Annotated in this window: 21 protein-coding genes; 1 reads left to right on the forward strand and 20 read right to left on the reverse strand. The window is 63.2% G+C overall.

Annotated elements, in window-relative coordinates; genetic code table 11:
• Positions 1 to 15 precede the first annotated feature (15 nt).
• Positions 16 to 1713: a DAK2 domain-containing protein gene (locus DLM86_RS12755; protein WP_110840396.1), complete on the reverse strand. Its 1698-nt coding sequence runs from the start codon at positions 1711 to 1713 to the stop codon at positions 16 to 18.
• Positions 1714 to 1808: 95 nt separating this feature from the next.
• On the reverse strand, positions 1809 to 2168 hold the full coding sequence (locus DLM86_RS12760) for an Asp23/Gls24 family envelope stress response protein (RefSeq protein ID WP_110840397.1): 360 nt from the start codon (positions 2166 to 2168) through the stop codon (positions 1809 to 1811).
• Between the two features lie 249 nt (positions 2169 to 2417).
• On the opposite strand from DLM86_RS12760, the gene rpmB reads away from it, so the two are divergent.
• Positions 2418 to 2606: a 50S ribosomal protein L28 gene (gene rpmB / locus DLM86_RS12765; RefSeq protein ID WP_110840398.1), complete on the forward strand. Its 189-nt coding sequence runs from the start codon at positions 2418 to 2420 to the stop codon at positions 2604 to 2606.
• Positions 2607 to 2890: 284 nt separating this feature from the next.
• Here rpmB and spoVM read toward each other — a convergent pair whose 3' ends face one another.
• The 18 genes from spoVM to dapF form a co-directional block, all read right to left on the reverse strand.
• Entirely contained in the window at positions 2891 to 2971 is an 81-nt protein-coding gene (gene spoVM / locus DLM86_RS12770; protein WP_110840399.1) for a stage V sporulation protein SpoVM, read from the reverse strand.
• A gap of 209 nt (positions 2972 to 3180) precedes the next feature.
• Entirely contained in the window at positions 3181 to 3459 is a 279-nt protein-coding gene (locus tag DLM86_RS12775) for a hypothetical protein (RefSeq protein WP_110840400.1), read from the reverse strand.
• A gap of 46 nt (positions 3460 to 3505) precedes the next feature.
• Positions 3506 to 4159 carry a ribulose-phosphate 3-epimerase gene (gene rpe, locus DLM86_RS12780; RefSeq protein ID WP_110840401.1) on the reverse strand — a complete coding sequence of 218 codons (654 nt, stop codon included), beginning with the start codon at positions 4157 to 4159 and terminating at the stop codon, positions 3506 to 3508.
• Between the two features lie 3 nt (positions 4160 to 4162).
• Complete coding sequence (gene rsgA, locus DLM86_RS12785; RefSeq protein WP_110840402.1) at positions 4163 to 5089, reverse strand: ribosome small subunit-dependent GTPase A; 927 nt, start codon at positions 5087 to 5089, stop codon at positions 4163 to 4165.
• Positions 5090 to 7237, reverse strand: a complete 2148-nt coding sequence (gene pknB, locus DLM86_RS12790; RefSeq protein WP_110840403.1) for a Stk1 family PASTA domain-containing Ser/Thr kinase — start codon at positions 7235 to 7237, stop codon at positions 5090 to 5092.
• Positions 7234 to 8016 carry a Stp1/IreP family PP2C-type Ser/Thr phosphatase gene (locus tag DLM86_RS12795; protein WP_110840404.1) on the reverse strand — a complete coding sequence of 261 codons (783 nt, stop codon included), beginning with the start codon at positions 8014 to 8016 and terminating at the stop codon, positions 7234 to 7236. Before DLM86_RS12795 ends, pknB begins: the two co-directional genes overlap by 4 nt.
• A gap of 12 nt (positions 8017 to 8028) precedes the next feature.
• Entirely contained in the window at positions 8029 to 9138 is a 1110-nt protein-coding gene (rlmN, locus tag DLM86_RS12800; RefSeq protein ID WP_110840405.1) for a dual-specificity RNA methyltransferase RlmN, read from the reverse strand.
• Positions 9139 to 9234: 96 nt separating this feature from the next.
• On the reverse strand, positions 9235 to 10764 hold the full coding sequence (rsmB, locus tag DLM86_RS12805) for a 16S rRNA (cytosine(967)-C(5))-methyltransferase RsmB (RefSeq protein WP_110840406.1): 1530 nt from the start codon (positions 10762 to 10764) through the stop codon (positions 9235 to 9237).
• Positions 10761 to 11714, reverse strand: coding sequence for a methionyl-tRNA formyltransferase (gene fmt / locus DLM86_RS12810; RefSeq protein ID WP_110840407.1), 954 nt, complete (start codon positions 11712 to 11714; stop codon positions 10761 to 10763). The genes rsmB and fmt overlap by 4 nt, the downstream gene beginning before the upstream one ends.
• A gap of 4 nt (positions 11715 to 11718) precedes the next feature.
• Positions 11719 to 12204: a peptide deformylase gene (gene def, locus DLM86_RS12815; protein WP_110840408.1), complete on the reverse strand. Its 486-nt coding sequence runs from the start codon at positions 12202 to 12204 to the stop codon at positions 11719 to 11721.
• Between the two features lie 42 nt (positions 12205 to 12246).
• On the reverse strand, positions 12247 to 14838 hold the full coding sequence (gene priA / locus DLM86_RS12820) for a primosomal protein N' (RefSeq protein WP_110840409.1): 2592 nt from the start codon (positions 14836 to 14838) through the stop codon (positions 12247 to 12249).
• A complete protein-coding gene (coaBC, locus tag DLM86_RS12825; RefSeq protein WP_110840410.1) occupies positions 14838 to 16064 on the reverse strand; it encodes a bifunctional phosphopantothenoylcysteine decarboxylase/phosphopantothenate--cysteine ligase CoaBC in 1227 nt (408 codons plus the stop codon). Before coaBC ends, priA begins: the two co-directional genes overlap by 1 nt.
• A gap of 173 nt (positions 16065 to 16237) precedes the next feature.
• Positions 16238 to 16450 carry a DNA-directed RNA polymerase subunit omega gene (gene rpoZ, locus DLM86_RS12830; RefSeq protein ID WP_110840411.1) on the reverse strand — a complete coding sequence of 71 codons (213 nt, stop codon included), beginning with the start codon at positions 16448 to 16450 and terminating at the stop codon, positions 16238 to 16240.
• The gene (gene gmk / locus DLM86_RS12835) at positions 16451 to 17074 is read right to left on the reverse strand and encodes a guanylate kinase (RefSeq protein WP_110840412.1); all 624 of its coding nucleotides are present in this window, start codon (positions 17072 to 17074) and stop codon (positions 16451 to 16453) included. It abuts the gene before it with no gap.
• Positions 17064 to 17327 carry an extracellular matrix/biofilm regulator RemA gene (remA, locus tag DLM86_RS12840; RefSeq protein ID WP_110840413.1) on the reverse strand — a complete coding sequence of 88 codons (264 nt, stop codon included), beginning with the start codon at positions 17325 to 17327 and terminating at the stop codon, positions 17064 to 17066. Before remA ends, gmk begins: the two co-directional genes overlap by 11 nt.
• A gap of 113 nt (positions 17328 to 17440) precedes the next feature.
• Entirely contained in the window at positions 17441 to 18328 is an 888-nt protein-coding gene (locus DLM86_RS12845) for a YicC/YloC family endoribonuclease (RefSeq protein ID WP_110840414.1), read from the reverse strand.
• Positions 18329 to 18409: 81 nt separating this feature from the next.
• Positions 18410 to 20278 (reverse strand): bifunctional homocysteine S-methyltransferase/methylenetetrahydrofolate reductase, encoded by a 1869-nt coding sequence (locus DLM86_RS12850; protein WP_110840415.1) that lies wholly within the window; start codon positions 20276 to 20278, stop codon positions 18410 to 18412.
• 110 nt (positions 20279 to 20388) lie between these two features.
• Positions 20389 to 21222: a diaminopimelate epimerase gene (gene dapF / locus DLM86_RS12855; RefSeq protein ID WP_110840416.1), complete on the reverse strand. Its 834-nt coding sequence runs from the start codon at positions 21220 to 21222 to the stop codon at positions 20389 to 20391.
• Between the last annotated feature and the right edge of the window lie 59 nt (positions 21223 to 21281).

Below are 21281 nucleotides of genomic sequence, written 5' to 3' on the forward strand. Positions count from 1 at the left end.
GATCGCCTCGCCGCTTCATTCGACGGCGATCAAGTAACTGTATACCGGCTGCCCGCCGGGATGCACCTCAAGCTCGGCGTCGGGGTACGCTTCCTCCACGTACGCCGCGATCGCCGCGGTGACCGGCTCGGACGCCTCCGCTCCGGTCAGAATCGTCACGACTTCCCCGCCGCCCGCCATCATGTCGTCGATCAGCCTGCTGCAGGCGGCGAGCAGGTCCGGCGTCGAGACGACGATATGCCCGTCCCGGATGCCGAGATAGTCGCCGGCGCGAATGTCCATGCCGTCGATTTGCGAATCGCGCACCGCATGCGTCACTTGACCCGACCGGACGCGCGCGACCGCCTCCTCCATCGACTCGGCGTTGCGCTCCGCCGTCGCGTTCGCCCGGAAGGCGAGCAGCGCGGCCATCCCTTGCGGGATCGTCTTCGTCGGCACGACGACGACGCGGCGGTCGGTCATGTCGCAAGCCTGCTTCGCCGCCAGCACGATATTCGAATTGTTCGGCAGGACGAATACGGTATCCGCGTCGACGCGCCGGATCGCGCCTACGATGTCTTCCGTGCTCGGGTTCATCGTCTGGCCGCCGGACAGGACGACGTCCGCGCCCAAGCTTTCGAAGATGGCGGCGACGCCGTCTCCGGCCGCGACCGCGACGAACCCGAACGGCTTGGACGGCTTCGCCGGTCCGGCCGATCCGGCGTCGTCGTCCGCTGCGGCCGCCCGCACTTCCGCCGTCGACGGGGACTCGTCCTCGACGATATGGGCGTGCTGCTCGCGCATATTCTCGATTTTGATCTTCACCAGCTCGCCGAACCGCTGCGCCGCGGTCAGCACCTCGCCGGGCCGCTCCGCGTGCAGGTGCACCTTGACGAGCTCGTCGTCCGCGACGACGAGCACCGAGTCGCCGTACCCCGACAGCTCGCCGCGGAACGCCGCCTCGTCGAAGACGGCGCCGGGCGTCTTGCCCGGCTCGAGCCGGACCATGAATTCGGTGCAGTAGCCGAATTCGATATCTTCCGTCGCCATATGCGACTGCGCCTTTTTGCGATCGGACGCGCCGTGTCCGGGCATCGTTCCCGCTTCGGCGAACGGCGCGGGCCGGGACGGCGATACGGGCTCATACGCCGGCGCCTCTCCCGAAAGCGCCGCGACGAAGCCCTCGTAAATGCAGACGAGCCCTTGCCCGCCCGCGTCGACGACGCCGACCTGCTTCAGCACCGGCAGCTGCTCGGGCGTCTTCGCGAGCGCCTCCTTCGCCTTGGCCAGCACCTCGTCCATCAGCTCGGCGATATCGCCGTCGCGGCGGACGGAGGCGACCGCATGCTTGGCCGCCTCGCGGGCGACGGTCAAAATCGTCCCCTCCACCGGCTTGACGACCGCTTTATAGGCCGTATCGACGCCGCTTTGGAGCGCCGCCGCGAATTGCGCGGCGTCGATCTCCTCCGCATCCTGGATCGCTTTGGCGAAGCCTCGGAACAATTGCGACAGGATTACCCCGGAGTTGCCGCGGGCGCCCATGAGCAGCCCTTTCGACAGCGCTTCGGCCGACTTGCCGATATGCGGCGACGTCTTGCGGCGAAGCTCCTTCGCGCCGGAAGCGAGCGTCAGGTTCATGTTCGTTCCCGTATCGCCGTCGGGAACGGGAAAGACGTTCAGCGCGTTGACGTTCTCCGCGTTGGCATGAAGATGTTCGGCGCCTTTAATGATCATGCTGGCAAAATTTGGTCCATTTAGCGTATTAAAGCGCTTACTCAAAAAAGATCCCCTTCCTGTCGAAAAAATGCCGGCTCGCCGATCGCGATCGGTCAGCGGGCGATGCGTACCCCTTGTACGATAATGTGCACGAAATCGACCTTCAGTCCGACGACATCGTTCAGCACGTATTTCACTTTGGACTGCACGTTGTGGGCCACCTCGGAAATTTTCGTTCCGTAGCTGACGATGATGTGCAGATCGATATGTACGCCGTCCGGCTCGGTACGGACTTCGACGCCCCGGCTCAAGTTTTCCCGGCCGAGCAGCTCGGCGATGCCGTCCTTCAGCTGCTTGCGCGAAGCCATGCCGACGAGTCCGTAGCAATCGAGCGCGGCCGAGCCCGCGATGACCGAGATCACCTCGTTCGATACGAATATTTTGCCGCATTCGCCGTCGATTTGCATGGGCATGGCGATCCCCTCCGGTTCGATGGTTGTGAGCGATAGTATTAGGTCGGCGGCGACGCCGGCCGGAGCCGAAGCCGGCTCGGCGGTCGTGCTGCCGAACGTGCCTCCTGAAACGGTTGCTACCATTTTACTATAATCGACAAAAGAAATAAATGCAAAAACCGCTCCAACCGGAATTGACGGCCCCTTGCCGCATATGCTAATATATTGGGGTATGTGTTCGGTATAGTTGCTTTACAGGAGGTGTAATTCATGGCCCGCAAATGTTTCATTACCGGTAAAAGCCCGCGCCAAGGCAACCACGTGTCCCACGCCAACAACAAGAACAAACGCACTTGGGGCGTTAACGTGCAAAAAGTCCGCATCATGGTGAACGGCAAGCCGAAGCGCGTTTACGTAAGCGCCCGCGCTCTGAAATCCGGACTCGTCGAGCGCGTGTAAGTCCGAATCGCATGGCGTTACCGCCTTGCGCAATGAGCCGAATAGACAAAAAGCACCCGATTCTAGGTGCTTTTTTTTCGTTGAACGGCCGTTTTCCGGCCCCCGGGCGAGGACCGGACCCGCTTGGACAATATTCCGCCGCAGCTTGAAGCGAGGGCAGACCGGCAGGCTTGGACCGGGAAAGCCGCGACGAACGGCGTCCGTAAGTATGCTTGTTGTCGTTCCCTTCACCGGCATGGTCGAAAAAACACCCGGCGCAGATCGCGCTATGTCCGGGCGGCCGACTAGCTTTTGCTGAACGAGTTCAAAATCGCCTTCACGACACCGCCCAAAAACTTCGGTAGCTTGATCGTATAAAATTTCATTTCTACCCCTCCCTCGCATGTTCCGCACGGCCACGAACGCCCGCCTGCCGTCTGTCCCTCATCCTTGCGCCGCCGCGCGGATTCACCTTATGTCTTTAGTATATTCGCCGCTGCGGAAAAGGTGATACCCGAACAAAAAAACTACAAGAGCGGCAACTCTTGTAGTCATCTATATGCGGGCATGCGGGAAAAGATGCCAGCGGCATGGCTCACGGCTCCACTTTCAATCCCGGCGGCTCCAGATTCAAAATCGGGATTTTGCCGAGCGCGACATAAACAACGGTCAGTAGGAGCCAAAAGACGAGTGACGTCAGGACGAATCCGATCCGCAGCCCTTTCGATTCGAAGTTTTTGAAGTAATAGATGCCGACGAACAATGCGCCCAGCGAATATATGTAACGGAAAATCGAATAATCATGCCACGAAAAAATAAGCAGCAAGTGGCCGGCCAAAAAGCTGCAGACGAGCAGCCAAAGCGTCTTCCTCAACGGGCGCCCCCTCCTTTCCCGCTTTCGTCAAGCGTCGAGTGCGGCGTCAGCCGCGTATGCGGGCGATCGCCTCGCGGCGGTCCGGCTGCCCGAACACGGCGCTGCCGGCGACGAGAACGTTCGCGCCCGCCTGCTTGACGAGCGGCGCGGTCTCCTCGTTGACGCCGCCGTCGACCTCGACGTGGACGCCGGCAAGGCCGCGTTCGTCCAGCAGGCGGCGAAGCGCCGCGATTTTCGGAACGGCCGAGCCGATGAACCGCTGTCCGCCGAAGCCGGGATTCACCGTCATGAGCAGGACGAGGTCGACGTCCTCGACGATATGCTCGAGCGTCGAGAGCGGCGTCGCCGGGTTGAGCACGACGCCCGCCTTGGCCCCTTCGCTCTTGATCAACTGCACCGTCCGGTGCAAATGCGCGCAAGCCTCGATGTGCACGGAAATATAATCCGCGCCCGCTTGGGCGAAGGCGCGGACGTACTCGTCCGGCCGTTCGATCATCAAATGCACGTCGAGCGGCAGCTTCGTGTGCGGCCGGATCGCCTGCACGATCGGCGGCCCCAGCGTAATGTTCGGCACGAAATGGCCGTCCATGACGTCGACGTGAATCCAGTCGGCCCCGCCCCGCTCGACGTCCGCGATCTCCTCGCCCAACCGGGCGAAATCGGCGGATAAGATCGAAGGCGCGATCAGCAAATCGGGCATCCGTCAATACCTCCGTTTCCGTTCTTTCATTTCCTGCAAAAAGACGAGGTAATGCTTGTACCGGGTCGGCGCGACGTCGCCGCTCTCCACGGCGGCGATCACTTGGCAGCCCGGCTCGTGCTGGTGGAGGCAGCCGCGGAATTTGCAGCCGGACGCGATCCGCTTCATTTCCGCGAAGCAGCCGGACAGCTCCTCGGCTTCCATCTGCAGGAAGTCGAGCTGGCTGAAGCCGGGCGTATCGGCCACGAGCCCGCCGCCGCTTCCTTCCAGCGCGATCAGCTCGACGTGACGGGTTGTATGCTTGCCCCGGCCGAGCTTCGAGCTGATTTCGTTCGTCTCGAGCGTCAAGCCGGGGACGAGGGCGTTCAGCAGCGACGACTTGCCGACGCCGGACTGCCCGGAGAAGACGCTGATGCGTCCCGCCAGCCGGGCGCGCACGTCGTCGAGCCCTTCGCCCGAGGCGGTGCTCGTCGCGATGACCGTATAGCCGATCCGCTCGTACAGCCGCTTCACGTCGTCGACGGCCATCGGCTCCTGCCCGGACGCGAGCTCCGCCGTATCGGCGTCTTCAAGCAAGTCGCGCTTCGTGAGGCAGATGACCGTCTCGAGCCCCGCCCGCTCCGTATGCACGAGAAACTTGTCGAGCAGCTGCAGGTTCAGCGCCGGCTCGGTCAGCGAAAACGCGAGCACCGCCTGGTCGACGTTCGCCACCGGCGGACGGATCAGCTCCGTGGAGCGCGGCAAAATTTCGTCGACCGTCCCTTCCCCGTTCTCTGTCACTTCGTAGACGACGCGGTCCCCGACGAGCGGGGAGACGCCCTTCTTCTTGAAAATGCCGCGCGCCCGGCATTGGAGCGGCTTGGAGCCGGATTCCGCCGGCCGGACGTAATAGTAGCCGCTCAACGCTTTTACGATAACGCCTTCGGGCATTCAGTTCCGTCCTCCCGTACTCGTGTTCGAACCGCCGGAGGAACCGGAGGTCGTCTGCGCGCCTCCGGTTCCGGTATTGGCCTTGGTGTCGCCCGTCGTGCCGCCGGTGCTCGTCCCCGTACTCGTGCCGGTCCCGGTGCCGGTGCCGGGCTTTTGGCCGCCCGGCTGCTGCGTGCCGCCTCCCGGAGCGGTCGTGCCGCCGCCGGTGCCCGGGTTCGTCGTCGTTTTGCCCGCATACGGCACCGTGTCGATGTCGACCCGGTTCCCGTCGCGGTAATACGCTACCGAGCCGTCCTTGTCCGGCGACAGCACGAGCTGCACGTCGAACGTTTGGGTATCGGTAATTTTGCGCGGCGAGCCCCATTCGATATTGTCGCCCCGCGCGTCGCTGTAGACGATCTTGATCGTGCTCTCCTTGCCCTTCTCCGCCGGCGACAGCACTTTGGACACCGTCACTTCCTTCGCGTTCGCCGGATAGCCGGAGCTGACGAATATTTTCACCTCTGCGCCCGGCGTCACCGGATCGTTAGGCTTGAACGGGAACTGGTCGAACACTTTGCCTTTCGGCTGCTTGAACGTCGGGGCCTGCTCGGTGACGACCTTCAGGTCGAACCGTTTGGCGAGCGCCTCCGCCTCGGCCTGCGTCTTGCCGATCAGCTCGGGCATCGACACCTGCTCCCGGCCTTTGCTGACGGACAGCTTGATCGCCACCGTCTTCGGATCGTATTCCTCTCCCGCGGCGGGCGTCTGCGCGACGACCGTGCCGGCCTCTTCCTCGGCGAACACCTGTTCCTGCTTCAGCTGCGTTTCGGCGATGCCGAGGGTGGCGAGCTCCGCCTTCACGTCGGCCGGCTTTTTGCCTTTCCAATCCGGCATCTTCTTCTTCTCCGGACCGAGGCTGACGTACAGCGTCACCGTATTGTTGATCTTGAGCCGGATCGGCTCCGGATCTTGGCGGATGACGATGTCCTTCGCCACCTGCTCGTTCGTCTCCGTGACGATTTTGCTTTGCAGCTGCGCGTCCGCCAGCGCCTTCTCCGCTTCCTGCACCGTCTTGCCGACCAAGTTCGGGACGTCCGTCTCCGGCACTTCGACCATGCTTTTCACGTACCGGACGCCCAGGTACATCAGAAACAGCAGAAGCAGCGTGACAACCGTCCAGACGACCGGCTTCACCCACGCCTTTCTCTTGCGGCCTCCCGCTCCCGCCCGACCGTCGTCCTGCACCGGCTGAGCATACTGATCCCCGCGGATCGCCGGGACGACGCGCGTCTTTTCGTTGTCGTCGTAGTCGTCGGAGGCGAATACGATTTTCGATTCGTTCCGCCGGTCCGGCGTCAGGCACGTGTCGAGATCGAGCAGCATTTCCTTCGCGGACTGGTACCGCTCCTGCGGATTTTTGCGCATCGATTTCATGATCAGGTTTTCGACGCTTTGCGGGATAAGCGGATTCACTTTCCGCGGCTCTTCGAAATCTTCCTGCAAATGCTTCAAGGCGACGCTGATCGGGCTTTCCCCGAGAAACGGCAGCCGGCCGGTCAGCATCTGGTACAGGACGATGCCGAGCGAATACAAGTCGGACTGCGCGCCGGTCAACGTCCCTTTGGCGTGCTCCGGCGAGAAATAATGGACCGAGCCGACGACCGAGCCGGTCTGGGTTAGCTGCGTCGAGTCTGCGGCGCGGGCGATGCCGAAGTCGGTTACTTTGACGCGGCCGTTTTTGCCGATCAATATGTTGTGCGGTTTGATGTCGCGATGGATGATCTGGTTATGGTGCGCATGATCGAGCGCGTCGCAAATTTGGCTCGCGATCCGGATCGATTCCTCGACGGGGAGCGGCGCACGCTCCTTGATCAAGTCGTTCAGCGTCTTGTTCTCGACGTATTCCATGACGATGTAATGCGTCTCGTCCTCTTGGCCGACGTCGTAGATGCTGACGACGTTCGGGTGCGACAACGACGCGGCCGCCTGGGCTTCCCGACGGAACCGGCGGATGAACTCCTCGTCATGGACGTACTGCTGCCGCAGCACTTTGACGGCGACTTTCCGATTGAGTAAAATATCATGCCCTTTGTATACCAACGCCATTCCGCCGCCGCCGATCCGCTCGAGAATCTCGTAGCGCCCGCCCAACACTTGGCCGATCATGCGTCATCCCCCCTTTCCGGATCGTTCGCGGCTTCCGCCCCGTCCGCCTCGTCGTTCGCGAGCAGCACGACCGTAATGTTGTCGCCGCCGCCCTCCTCGAGCGCCCGCTGGACGAGACGATCGACCTTCCACGACAGCGCCCGGCGGTCCGCGACGATGGCGTACAGCTCCGGTTCGCCGACAAGACCGCTCAAGCCGTCGCTGCACAGCAGCAAATAGTCGCCCGGGCGCCAGCCGTTGTGGTAGACGTCGACCTCGACCTGCTTGTCGGTGCCGAGCGCCCGGGTGACGACGTTGCGAAGCGGATGCACGTTCGCCTCTTCGGGGGTAATTTGCCCGGATTTGATCAGCTCATTCACGAGCGAATGGTCCTCCGTCAGCTGGCGGATCGAGTCTCCCGAGACGAGGTAGGCGCGGCTGTCGCCGATATGGCCGATGACGATATCGTAGCGGGTGACGAGCGCGACGACGACCGTCGTGCCCATCCCCTGGTAGCGCGCCTGCTGCGAAGCGAATTCGAACACCTTGTCGTTGGCCGTCGAAATCGCCCTGCGCACGGCCTCCTTCCGTTCGTCCACCGTCATGTCCGTTTCGACGGAACGCATCTCGGTTTCCACCAGCTCGATCGCCATCTGGCTGGCGACTTCCCCCGCTTGGTGGCCTCCCATGCCGTCCGCGACGACGGCGAGCGTAAACCCGTTCCATTCGTCCCTTACGGCCGCCCGGTCTTCGTTGATCAACCGGACGAGCCCGGCATCCGTTCGATGCGCCGTTTGCATGTTCCCCTCACCTCACTGTGACTCCAAGTGCTTCGCGCGCAGCTGTCCGCACGCGGCGGCGATGTCGCTGCCGTGCTCGCGGCGAATCGTCGCCGGGATGTTGTGCTTTTCCAGGATGCGCTGGAAGGCGAATATATCGTCCCGCTCCGTCCGCTTGTAGTCCCGCTCCAGCACGAAGTTGACCGGGATCAGGTTGACGTGGCAAAGCGGCAGCATGTCCTTCAGCACCTCGGCGAGCTCCTCCGCGTGCTCCTTCTTGTCGTTGACGCCGCCCATGAGGGCGTATTCGAACGTGATGCGGCGGCCGGTCGTGCGCAAATAATATTTGCACGCCTCGATAAGCTCCGCAAACGGATAACGCCGGTTGACCGGCATCAGCCTCGAGCGGAGCTCGTCGTTCGGGGCGTGGATCGAGATCGCCAAATTGATCTGCATGTTCTCGTCCGCGAACCGGTATATGTTCGGCACGATGCCGCTCGTGGACACGGTAATGTGGCGCGCGCCGATGTTGAGCCCTTTCTCGTGGTTCATCAGCTTCAAAAACTTGAGCATCGCATCGTAGTTCTCGAACGGCTCGCCGATCCCCATGATGACGATGCTGCTGACGCGCTCCCCCGTCGCATCGAGCAGGCGCTGCGCCTGAACGACCTGGGCGACGATCTCGCCCGCGGACAGGTTGCGCTTCAGCCCGCCGAGCGTGGAGGCGCAAAACGTGCAGCCGATCCGGCAGCCGACCTGCGTCGTGACGCAGACGCTGTTGCCGTAGTTGTGCTTCATGATGACCGTTTCGATCGCGTTTTTGTCGGCCAGCTCGAACAGAAACTTGACGGTGCCGTCCTTCGACTGCTGGCGGGCGATTTCGGTCAGCGAGACGAATTCGAACGAAGCGGTCAGCTTCTCGCGCAGCGGCTTGGACAAGTTCGACATCTCCTCGAACGAGCCGACCCGCTTCACGTACAGCCAGTCGAAAATTTGTCCCGCGCGAAACGCCGCTTCGCCGTTCCGCTTCAACCAATCCTGCCATTCTTCAAGCGAAAGGTCGTAAGCGGACAGCTTGTCGGGAATATGGGGTTCCAAAGGTTTGAGCGGTTTCAAAGGCTTCAAAGGTTCCAGCAAAAGCATCCCTACCCGTTACTTCGTATAGTCAGTCGCGTATGGCTATCTTACATAGTGTAGCATAACCGGGCACGCTTCAAAAGTTTCGCGGCGGACCGGACGTCAATGCCGTTCGGATTTGCGGCGCAGCCTCGCGATGAAAAATCCGTCCGACCCGAACCGGTGCGGCAAAATCGTAACCGCCCCGCTCGCGCCGACGACGTCTTTCGGCAGCCGGTCGAGAAGCTCCACGGGCGGCATGTCCGGCTCGAACGCCGGATGGTCGCGCAAAAACGACTCGACGACCCGTTCGTTCTCTTCCTCGGCGATCGTGCATGTGCTGTATACGAGGACGCCGCCGGGGGCGAGCAGGCCGGCGACGCCGGCGAGAAGCTCGCGCTGCAGGGCCGCGATTTCGGCGACGTCCTCCGGCCGCTTCGCCCACTTGATGTCCGGCTTGCGGCGAATGACGCCGAGTCCCGAGCACGGCGCGTCCAGCAGGATGCGGTCGAACGCCGCGCCGCCGCCGAACGTCTCGGCGAGCTTCCGCGCGTCGATCGTCCGCGTCTCGACGGAGCGGAGACCGAGCCGCTTCGCCTGCTCCTCGATCAGCGCCCGCTTGTGCTCGTGAATGTCGCAGGCGACGATGCGCCCCGTGTCGTTCATCCGCTCGGCCATGTGCGCCGTCTTGCCTCCCGGCGCGGCGCAGCAGTCGAGCACGGACATGCCGGGACGCGCGTCGACCATTTCGGCGACGAGCATCGAGCTTTCGTCCTGCACCGACAGCTCGCCGCCGGCGTACCACGGCGTCAGCGCCATGTTGCCTCCGCCGGCGACGATGACACCCGCGCCGGAAAGCGCCGACGGCCGCGCCTCGCAGCCGGCGGAGGCGAGACGCTCGAGCAGCTCGTCGCGCGACAGCTTGAGCGCATTGACGCGGACGCTTGTATGCGGCGGCTCGTTGTTCGACCGGCATACGGACTCCGCCGTCTCCTCGCCGAAGCGGCGAATCCAATCGGCGACGAGCCACTCCGGGTGCGAATGCTCGAGCGCAATGCGGGAGACGGCGGGGAGCCCGGCCGGTACAGTGAGCTCGCTCTTGCGGCGGATGACGTTGCGCAGCACGCCGTTCACCATGCCGGATATGCCGGCGTGGCCTTTCCGCTTGGCGATGTTGACCGCTTCGTTGACGGCGGCGTGCTCCGGAATCCGGTCGAGGTTATGCAGCTGGTAGAAGCTGAGACGGAGCAAGTTTCGTACCCAGGGCTCGAGCTTCGCGACGCCTTTGGCGACGAACCGGTCGAGGAAATAATCGATCGTGTTGCGCCGTTGGATCGTCCCGTAGACGAGCTCGGTCGCAAGCGCCGCATCCGGCTTGTCGGGCCGGCTTCTCTGCAGCGCCTGGTTCAGCAGCAGGTTGCTGTAAGCGCCCTCGGTCTCGACGCGCGTCAGCACGTCGAGCGCAAGCTCGCGGGCGGTCGGCGGCCTGCGGTTGTCTTTGCCGGCCGGGGCCGACTTCGCGGCGCCGGGGCGCGGCTTGCCCGTTCCGGCGGGGGCTTGACCTTTCCGGCCGGCGGGCTGCGATTGGGCAAAGTTCGGTTTCGGCTTCGGCTTCCCGGCAGGCTTCGACGTTCGATTGTCGGTCGGCTTCACGTCGTCTCCGCCCCCAATATCGTGCCGGGCGCGATCGGCGCACCCCGTCTCAGCTCGGAGACGCTCATCGCCTTCTTGCCCGCCGGCTGGACGCGGGTCAGCCAAATCGAGCCGTCGCCGGTCGCCACTTCGAGGCCGTCATCGGTCATTTGCAGGACGGTGCCGGGGGCGCGATCGGCGCCGGACGGGCTTCGCCCGGACGGCTTGCGGCTTTCCCATACCTTGAACACCTCGCCGTTCAGCAGCGTAAAGGCGCCGGGTACCGGGTTCAAGCCGCGTATATGGTTAAACAGCTCGGTCGACGTTTTCGTCCAATCGATCCGTTCCTGTTCGCGGGAAATATTCGGAGCGTAGGTCGCCTCGCCGTCGTTTTGCGGGACGGCCTCGATGCGGCCGGCCAGCAAATCGGGAAGCGTGCGGACGAGCAGGTCGGCCCCCGCCTCGCTCAGCTTGACGAACAGCGTGCCCGTCGTGTCGTCGTCGAGTATCGGAAGCTCCGTCCGGCTGATCATGTCGCCGGTATCGAGCCCCTCGGCCATGTACATGATCGTGACGCCGGTCGTCGGCTCGCCGTGCATGACGGCATGATGAATCGGCGCGCCCCCCCGGTACTTCGGCAGCAAGGAGGCGTGCACGTTGATGCAGCCGTGCTTCGGCATCGACAGCACCGACTTGGGCAAAATTTGCCCGTAGGCGGCGGTGACGATCAAATCCGGCCGCAAGGCGCGGATTTCCTCGACGGCGGCCGGATCTCGCAGCTTGAGCGGCTGCAGCACCGGGATGCCGTGCGCGAGCGCCTCGGCTTTGACCGGCGTCGGCGCCAGCTCGCGCTTCCGTCCTTTCGGCCGATCCGGCTGCGACACGACGGCGACGACGTTGTACCCTTCGCGAATAAGGGCTTTAAGGGAAGGAACGGCAAAATCGGGCGTTCCCATGAAAACGACGTTCATGTCTTCACTCCTCGCCCTTCTTTTGCCGTTCCTCTTCGCGGTATACGCTTTGCGCCAAATCGGTAAACAGCACGCCGTTCAAATGATCGACCTCGTGCTGAAACGCGCGGGCGAGCAGCTCCGAGCCGGTGATGACGATCTCGTCGCCGTTGCGGTCGAGCCCTTTCACCGTTACCGTCATCGCCCGGTTGACGTCGCCGCGCAGTCCCGGAATGCTCAAGCAGCCTTCCGGTCCGAGCTGCTCGCCTTCCTTGCTGACGATTTCCGGATTGATCATCTCGATCAGCCCGTTTTCGTCCCCGACGTCGACGACGATGACCCGCTTCAAAATGCCGATCTGCGGGGCGGCCAGTCCGACGCCCTCGGCGTCGTACATCGTGTCCGCCATATCGTCGAGCAGCTTGTGAATGTTGGGGGTTATTTTCGGAACCGGCTTCGCCTTCTCGCGCAGCACCGGATCCGGTTCTTTTACGATAATCCGAATGGCCATATGGAATCGCCCTACCTTTCCGCTTTCCGTCTCGTTGCCTCGTTACATGAGCACTTGCGGGTTGACGTCGATCGAAATGTGCAGCTTCTCCTGGCGTACCGTTTCGTCGAAAGCGGCCGCCGTTTCGGTCAGCATGCCGGAGACGTCGACATCCCCCCGATATTTTACCATGCATTGGAACCGATATCTATCCTTGATTCGCGGGATCGGCGACGCCACGGGGCCGTACACCTCGAAATAACGGTCTTCCGCTCCGGCACCGGAAACGCTGTCGAACTCCGTCCGCATCCGCTGCCACTTCTCCTTGAGCCGGGTCGCGAACGACTCGGCGGCGCGGACGACCATCGCCACCTGCTCGTGCGAGAACGTGACGAGGACGAGCTCGCAGTACGGCGGATAGCCCCGCTGCCTGCGGCTGTCCAGCTCGGTTGCGATAAACGCCCCGTAGTCGTGGCGGCTCGCATGCTCGATGCTGTAATGGTCCGGCGTGTACGTCTGGATGAACACTTCGCCGGGCAACCGGTGGCGCCCCGCCCTTCCCGCCACCTGCGTCAGCAGCTGGAACGTTTTCTCGGCGGCGCGGAAATCCGGCAGGTGCAGCACCGTATCCGCGGCGATGACGCCGACGAGCGTAACGTCGGGGAAATCGAGCCCTTTCGCCACCATCTGCGTGCCGAGCAGCACGTCGCCCTGCTTGTTGCGGAACTTCGTCAGCAGCCGCTCATGCGCACCCTTCTCCGACGTCGTGTCGACGTCCATCCGGATGACGCGGATGCCCGGGAACAGCTTGCCGAGCTCCTCCTCGACGCGCTGGGTGCCCGTGCCGAAGAAGCGGATATGCTCGCTGTCGCAGCTCGGGCACGTCTTCGGCTCCGGCTGCGTCAAGCCGCAATAATGGCAGCGCATCGTCCGGGACACCTGATGGTACGTCAACGAAATGTCGCAGTGCGGACATTGGACGACGTAGCCGCAGGACCGGCACATGACGAACGTCGAATAGCCTCTCCGGTTGAGCAGCAGCACGGTCTGTTCTTTCTTGTGTAACCGTTCTTCGATCGCTTTATACAGCCCGCGGCTGAACATCGACCGGTTGCCCGCCTTCAGCTCCTCGCGCAGGTCGACGATGCGGACGGCCGGCAGCGGACGGCCTTCGACGCGGTCCGCCATCGTCAGCAGCCGGTACGGCGCGCCACGGCCCGACGTGCGCGCGAAGCTTTCGAGCGACGGCGTCGCCGAGCCGAGCACGACGACGGCGCCGTGACGGGCCGCCCGCTGCACCGCTACTTCCCGGGCGTGATACTTCGGGCTTTCCTCCTGCTTGTATGACGATTCGTGCTCTTCGTCGATAATAATGAGGCCGAGCTTCGTGAACGGCGCGAACACGGCCGATCGGGCGCCGATAACGACGCTGACCCGCTTCAAGCCGATTTTGCGCCATTCGTCGTACCGCTCTCCCTGCGACAGCCGGCTGTGCATGACGGCGACGGCGTCGCCGAACCGGCTTTTGAACCGCTCGACCATTTGCGGGGTCAGCGAAATTTCCGGGACGAGCACGATCGCTTCCCGGCCTTGGTCGAGACATTGCTGGATCGACTGCAAATATACTTCCGTCTTGCCGCTGCCCGTGACGCCGTGCAGCAAAAACACGTCGTGCCGCTCGGCGCCGAGCGCATCCGAAATGGCCGCGAACGCGCCGCGCTGCTGCTCGGTCAACGGAAGCGGCTCCGTCCGCGCGAACGAACGTCCCGCATACGGATCGCGGAACACTTCGCGCTCGCGGATCGTGAGCCAGCCTTTGTCGGCCAGCGCCTTGACCGTCCCCGCCCCGACGTTCAGCTTGTCCGTCAGCTCCGCGAGCGGTACCGGGGACGGATGGGCGGCGAAATGGAGCAGCAGCTCCTTTTGCCGCTTCGCGCCGGCGGCGAGCTTGCCGCTTTCTTCGGTCAACGTGCGCGGGTCGGCGGCCGGCTCGACGTACAGCACTTTTTTCGCGTTCAGCCGGTCTTTGACCGTCTGCACTTCGACGAGGACGCCGCGCTCGAGCATCCGCTTCAGCAGCGGTCCCGCGGCGGGAAACCGGCGCAGCATCGCGTCCATCGGCACCGTCCCTTTTTGCCGGACGAACGCCGTAATCTCGTCCTCCTCGGGGCTTCCCGCGAGGAGCAGCGCTTGCCCTTCCGGCGGCGGCGCCGAATGCCCGTCCGCCTCCTCGGCGACCGCGACGTATTTTTCGTACTTCGCCTTGAGCGCCCCCGGAATCATCGCTTGCAAGGCGGTAATTTCGTGGCAGACGTACGTCCGGCTCATCCAGCGGGCCAAGTCGACGAGCTCCGGATTGAGCGGCGGCACGAGATCGAGCACCTGCTCGATCGGCTTCAGCTTGCGCGGGTCCATGCCGGTCGATTCGGACAGCCCGACGACGAACCCCTGCAGCGTCCTCGGCCCGAACGGTACGCCGACCCGGCTGCCGACGCCGACCCACGCCTCCAGCTCCGGCGGCACGATGTAGTCGAACGGCCGGTTCGTCTGCTTCGCCGGCACGTCCACGATCACCTGCGCGTACCGGCGCCCCGGCTCGGGGCCGTCCAGCGGCAGCAGCGTCTCGTCGTACAGCGCGGATTCGCGGCCCGCCATTACGATCCGCTCCCGCCGCCGCGCCGCGCGCTCGCGTTCAACCGTTCGGCCACGAGGCCGAGCAGCCGCTCCGCGACGTCGCGCTTGCTCATTTGCGGCAGCGCCTCGACAAGGCCCGCCTCATCGTAAATGCGCACGATATTCGTATCCGTCCCGAAGCCGGCTCCGGGGACGGTGACGTCGTTCAGGACGAGCAGGTCGCTTTTCTTGCGCTTCACCTTGTCGAGCGCATACCGCTCGCCGTCGTTCGTTTCGGCGGCGAATCCGACGACGAATTGGTTCGTTTTCCGCTCGCCCAGCGTCTGCAGAATGTCGGGGTTTTTGACGAGCTCGAGCGTCATCGTGTCGTCGTTCTTTTTGATTTTTTGATCGGCCCGTTGCGCCGGGCGGTAATCGGCGACCGCCGCCGCCTTCACGACGACGTCGGTTTCGCCGAACCGGGCGAGCACCGCATCCATCATGTCGAGCGTCGACTGGACGCGCACCACTTCGACTCCGGCCGGGAGGTCGGCCGTCGCATTGCCGGTCACGAGCGTGACGTCGGCTCCCATCCGCTTCGCCGCTTCGGCGATGGCGTACCCCATCTTGCCCGACGAATCGTTCGTGATGTAGCGGACCGGGTCGATGCGCTCGACCGTCCCTCCCGCGGTGACGAGCACCTTCTTGCCCGCCAGCGGCTTGGCCGGGTTGAGCATGCGCACGATCGCCGCCATGATCTCCTCGGGCTCGGCGAGCCGGCCTTTGCCGACGTAGCCGCAGGCGAGCTGGCCTTCGCCGGGCTCGACGAACGAGACGCCGCGCTGCGCGATCGTGCGCATGTTCGCTTGGACGGCCGGATGGGCGTACATATGTACGTTCATCGCCGGGGCGACGAGTACCGGCGCCTCCGTCGCGAGCAGCGTCGTGCTCAGCATGTCGTCGGCGAGCCCGTGCGCCATCTTGGCGATAATGTTGGCGGTCGCCGGCGCGACGACGACCAGGTCGGCCCGGTCGGCCAAGTCGATATGCGTGACGACCGAGGCGTCCCTCTCGTCGAACGTATCGACGGCGACGTCGTGACGCGACAGTGTCTGGAACGTAAGCGGCGCCACGAATTTCGTCGCCGACGCCGTCATGATGACGCGGACGTCCGCGCCCGCCTGCGCCAGCTTGCTGCACAGCGCGGCCGCCTTGAACGCGGCGATGCCGCCGGTGACGCCGAGCACGATCGTTTTCCCATGAAGCATGCGCTTCCCCTCCTTTAGCACCCCAAAAAGTGAAGTAATGCTTCGCAGCGTTTTCCGAATCCTTTTCGGGGCCCCCCAAACCTTGCCTCAAAAAGTGAAGAAACGCTTCGCAGCCGTTTCTTTCCCCGCAGAAAAAAATAACAACCTGTTTCAAGGTTGTCGGGAGAAGCGTCTTACTTTGTGGTTTCTTTATGCTGCGACTCGACGTTTACGTAGTCGCCGTAAATTTCCTCCAGCGCGACGCCGACGTACTTGCTGGCGTGCGGGTCGGCCAATTCCGTTTTGGAGCCGTCGCGGAGCATCCGGGCTCGCTTGGCCGCGGCGACGACGAGCGAATATTTGCTGTCGACTTTGTTGATCAGCTTGTCGATCGATGGGTACAGCATTCAACGCACCTCTTCCATCCATGAATTCACATAAGGCATGATCCGTTCCCGTCTGCAATGCTCGGCCGTAATAATCGAACGGATCCGGGCGCAAGCCGACTCCACTTGATCGTTGACGACGGCATAATCGTAATGCTCGAGCAGCTTGATTTCGTCCACGGCTACGGACATCCGGCTGCGGATCGAATCGTCGGTTTCCGTGCCGCGCGTCACGATGCGGTTTTTCAACTCGCCGAGCGACGGGGGCATCAGGAAAATGAAGACGCCTTCGGGAAACTTCTGCTTCACCTTCATCGCGCCCTGCACTTCGATTTCCAATATAATATCTTTGCCGGCTCGGATCGTGTCGTTCACGAAGCTGCGGGGGGTACCGTAATAGTTGCCGACGTATTCGGCCCATTCGAGCAGCTCGTCCCGCTCGATCATCGATCGGAATTGTTCCTTCGTTTTGAAAAAATAGTTGACGCCGTCCACTTCGCCCGCACGAGGCGAACGAGTCGTGGCGGAGACCGAGTATACGAGCTCCGGGGCCAGCTTGCGGAGCATGGAACAGACAGTACCTTTGCCTACGCCGGACGGGCCGGACAGCACGATCAAAAGGCCTTTGTCCGCATTATTCGTCATGATCATCGTCCTTATTGTTCGTAAGTCGATGCGCCACCGTTTCCGGTTGTACGGCGGACAAAATGACGTGATCGCTGTCGGTGATGATCACCGCGCGCGTGCGTCTGCCGTAAGTCGCGTCGATCAGCATGTGCCGGTCGCGCGCTTCCTGGATGATCCGCTTGATCGGGGCGGATTCCGGACTGACGATCGAGATGATCCGGTTCGCGGACACGATATTCCCAAAGCCGATATTGATCAATTTAATGGCCATCATTGCCCTCCTACGTATTCAAGACCCACTGGTCCGCCTTTTACCGCAAACCGTCACAGCCTTGCACTATTCTTGCCTTTTCCCTATGCGCTCATACTTTTTCGGAAGGCCGATCATTCGATATTTTGCGCTTGCTCGCGCATCTTTTCCAGCTCCGCCTTCATGTCGACAACCCGATTGACGATGTCGAGACGGTTGGATTTCGAGCCGATCGTGTTCGTTTCCCGATTCATTTCCTGGATGAGAAAATCGAGCTTGCGCCCGACGGGCTCTTCGGCTTCCAGCAGCCGCCGGCATTGGCCGATATGGCTCTCGAGCCGGCTCAGCTCCTCCGCGATATCGGTCCTCTCGGCCATGATCGCGACTTCCGCGACGAGCCTCGGGTCGTCCGGCTGCATCGCCGCCGTCCCGCCCAACAGATCCGCCAGCTTCTCGGCAAGCTTCGCCCGGTAATCCTCGACCGCCTTCGGCGCCTCCGCGCCGATCTCGCGCACGAGCGTCTCGAGCCGGTCCAGCCGGCCGGCGACGTCCCGCGCCAAATGCGCGCCTTCGGCTTCGCGCATCCGCACGAGCGACTTCACCGCCTCGCGCACGCACTCGAGCAAGGCGTCGGCGATCGGACCGGCATCCGGCACGTCTTCCCGCATCGCGACGACGCCGGGTACCGCAAGGACATCGCGAAGCGTCAGCGAATCGCTCAGGCCGAACCGCTCCTTCAGCCGTTCCGCCGCTTGGCGGTACGCTTCCGCGAGCGGCCAGTCGATCTCGACCGTCTTCGCCGTACCCGCTTCCCGCTCGATCGCGACATACGCGTCTACTTTGCCCCGCTTGACCGCCGCCTGAATTTCCCGCTTGACGCCCTCCTCCGAGGAGAGCCATTCGCGCGGCATCCGGACGGCGATTTCGCCGTATCGGTGATTGACCGATTTCAGCTCCGCGCGGATCGCAAACCCGCCCGCGGCGCGGTCGGATTGCCCGAATCCGGTCATGCTTCGAATCATGCGGCTCACATCCGTACCTTATTTTAATGCATTTTGCAAGAGGGGACAAGTGGAAAACGAGTTTCCGTCCCGCCTCGCCCGTCAGCGGCCGTTCTTGTCCCACACGTACCGGGTCAGCTGCACGCTCATGTCGTAAAAATGCATCGGCGTCATGATGTAAATGCCGTTGAATTTCGGCATCGCGACGTCGAGCAGCTCCTTCGTAATTTGGACGCCCATCTCCCGTCCGGCCGCCCCGCTCAGCCCCGCCATCCGGCCGCGCACTTCGTCCGACAGCTGGATGCCCGGCACCTCGTTGTGCAAAAACGTCGCGTTGCCTTCGCTGACGATCGGCATGAAGCCGATGAAGATCGGCACGTTCAAATGCTTCGTCGATTCGTACACGTTCTCGATCAGCTTGGCGTCATAGACGGGCTGGGTCATGATGAAGTCGGCGCCGGCCTCGATTTTTTTCTCGAGCCGCTGCACCGCTTTGTCCAAATATTTCACGTTCGGGTTGAACGCCGCCGCCACGATGAAGTTCGCCTTATGCTTGAGCGGTTTGCCGGAAAACGCGATGCCTTCGTTCAGCTGCTTGATGAGACGGATCATCTCGAACGAGGTCATGTCGTACACCGAGCTCGAGCCCGGCAAATCGCCGAACCGCGAAGGGTCCCCGGTAATGACGAGCGTATGGTCGAGCCCGATCGCGTGCATGCCCATCAAATGCGACTGCGTGCCGATCAAGTTCCGGTCGCGGCAGGCGATATGGAGCAGCGGCCGGACGCCGAGCCGTTCCTTCACGAGAAAGCCCATCGGCAAATTGCTCATCCGCGTAATCGCGAGCGCGTTGTCCGCCATCGTGATCGAGTCGACGCGCGCCTCCTTGAGCGCCTTGGCGCCTTCCATGAACTTGCCGATATCCAAATCTTTCGGCGTGTCCCATTCGACGATCACCGTATGCCGGCGCTTGACCAGCTCGATCAAGGACGGCTCCACGGCCTCGGCCGCGGGCGGCGCCTCGGTCGCCGGCCCGATGACGACCGGCGCGGCCGCGCGGGCTTCGGCGCTCGGCTCGTGCGCCGCGACGGCCGCCGATTTCGGCACGTAGCCCTGCAGCGCCTTGCTCATCGCGGCGATATGATCCGGCGTCGTGCCGCAGCAGCCGCCGAGCAGCCGCGCGCCCAAGTCGGCGAACTTGATCGCGTTTTCGGCGAAATAGTCCGGCTTCGAGCCGAACGCGTACTTGCCGTCCACGTAGCTCGGCAGCCCCGCGTTCGGGAACACCGAGAACGGTACGCCGTCGACCGGCGCGAGCTTCTCCAGCGTGCGCAATATGCCGTTCGGCCCGCTGTGGCAGTTGAAGCCGAGCACGTCGGCGCCTTCGGCCGCCAGCCGCTCGAACGCGTCTTGGTACGCAGCCCCGTCGTTCGTAATCGTCCCGCCGTCGGTCGCGAACTGGCCGATGACCGGCAGCTTCGTCAGCCGGCGGGCGATGCGCAGGGCGATGCTCATCTCTTCCAAATCGTAAAACGTTTCGAGCAGCAGCCCGTCGACGCCCCCTTCGAGCAGCGCCTCCATTTGCTCGCCGTAGGCGAGCTCGAGCTGCTCCGCGGTCACGTTGAGCCGCCGGGCCGCCCGGATCGAGCCGACGGCGCCGACGACGTAAGCGTCGTTCCCGACCGCCTGACGGGCGATCGCGACGCCGGCTTGGTTGATCGCGCGGACGTCGTTCTCGAGGCCGAACTTCGACAGCTTCTCGCGGTTCGCCGAAAACGTATTCGTCTCGATCAGCCTGGCGCCGGCCGCGTAATATTGCCGGTGAACGTCGGCGATGACGTCCGGCTTTTCGATATTGTATTCCTCATAGGAGACGCCGACCGGAAATCCGAGCTGATACAGGAACGTCCCCATCGCTCCGTCGCCGATCACAACGCCCTCCCGGAGCGCTTGACGCAAATCCGCTTTCATCCTCGTTCGTCACCGTGCTTTCTGGATATGGCTTCTCTCTCTCCCCGACGGCCGCGAAGGGCCATCGTCCTCCTTACTGTATCACGACCCCCTGCGGGGGCATAGGGGCATCAGGCCAGCGAGCCCCGATATACCGTCTCCGCCGGTCCCGTCATATAGACGCGATTGTCCGTCTCTTCCCATTCGATCTCCAGATCGCCGCCTTTCAGCGAGACGACCGCCCGGCGATCGGAGGCGCCGTTCAGCACCGATGCGACGAGCGTCGCGCATGCGCCGGTGCCGCAGGCGAGCGTAGGACCCGCTCCGCGCTCCCAGACGCGCATGTCGATATGCGTCCGCGAGCGGACGGTCGCGAATTCGACGTTGATCCGCTTCGGAAACAGCGGGTGCGTCTCCAGCTTCGGACCGTAGCGGTGCAGATCGAAGCCGACCGCGTCGTCGACGTAGATGACGGCGTGCGGATTGCCCATCGAGACGGCGGTGAAGCGGAATTCGCTCCCGTCGACCTCGACCGGGTAGTTCAACACCGGATTGGCGTCGACGGTCGTCGGCACGGCGAGTCCTTCGAGAATCGGCGCGCCCATATCGACGCGCACCGTGCGCACCTTGCCGTCCTCGACCCGAAGCCGGACGGGCTGAACCCCCGCCCCGATCGTCTCGATCGACAGCTCCGTCTTGTCGGTCAACCCGTTATCGTATACGAACTTGGCCATGCAGCGGATCGCGTTGCCGCACTGCTCCGCCTCCGACCCGTCGGAATTGATGATGCGCATCATGAAATCGGCCCGCTCCGACGGAAGCGCGTAGACGAGCCCGTCCGCGCCGATGCCGAAATGGCGGTCGCACAACCGTACCGCTTGCGCCGCCGCGTCGTCGGGAAGGCGGGATTCGCCGCCGATGACGATGAAGTCGTTGCCGAGACCGTGCATTTTCGTAAAGTTCATAACCGTTCCCCTGCGCTTTATCGTTTGGATTAGACCTTATTATAGTGCAAAACGACCGG

It is taken from the genome of Paenibacillus flagellatus (genome assembly GCF_003217775.1).
In the GTDB taxonomy this organism is placed as follows: Bacteria; Bacillota; Bacilli; order Paenibacillales; family NBRC-103111; genus Paenibacillus_AB; species Paenibacillus_AB flagellatus.